The following is a 550-nucleotide window of genomic DNA, read 5'->3' on the forward strand; positions in this document are numbered from 1 at the left end:
GGATCTTCTGCTTCATCACGCTCGTAAGTGTATCAGACTGCTTCTCAAGAAGCTTTGTAGCCCTCTGTATAGCCTCTATATTCGCCTGTAACGCCTTTCTAACCTCTTGGACGGTGTTTTCCTTAACCTCATCTTTCAAGCTCCCAACCTCGTCCGATATAGCGTCTTGAAGCAACTCGTTGCTGTTCTTCAGCAGCTCTACGCTCTGCTTCAGCTCGCTGATGAGCTTCCTGTTCTGCTCTGCGTCTCTCTGCCTGTTCTGCTCTGCCCTTACTTGTTCTTGATTTGACTGCTTCATCAATTCCTCGCAGTTCTCGCTCGACATCGCCAACGCTTCTTTGAGCAGACTGTTTTCCAGCTCTGTCCGGCTCTGTCGGTTTAACTCTTGAAGCTGCTCTCTTGGACTGCTCTGCTTCTGCTGTTCGTGCATTTCTCTCAAACTCATGCTCCATGCTCTCCTTTCCGAAATCCATATTGTAGTATTTTTCCAGCTTGTTATCTCTGATTTTACAAGCCTTTTCTCCTGCCTGTTCCCTGGCTAAGTCGGTAT

At 47.8% G+C, this 550-nt stretch carries 1 pseudogene; it reads right to left on the reverse strand.

What is annotated here, in order from left to right:
* Positions 1-445: pseudogene (locus OCU21_RS11255) on the reverse strand (hypothetical protein); the annotation flags it as partial.
* Between the last annotated feature and the right edge of the window lie 105 nt (positions 446-550).

Source organism: Lapidilactobacillus luobeiensis (genome assembly GCF_024345205.1).
GTDB classification, from domain to species: Bacteria; Bacillota; Bacilli; order Lactobacillales; family Lactobacillaceae; genus Lapidilactobacillus; species Lapidilactobacillus luobeiensis.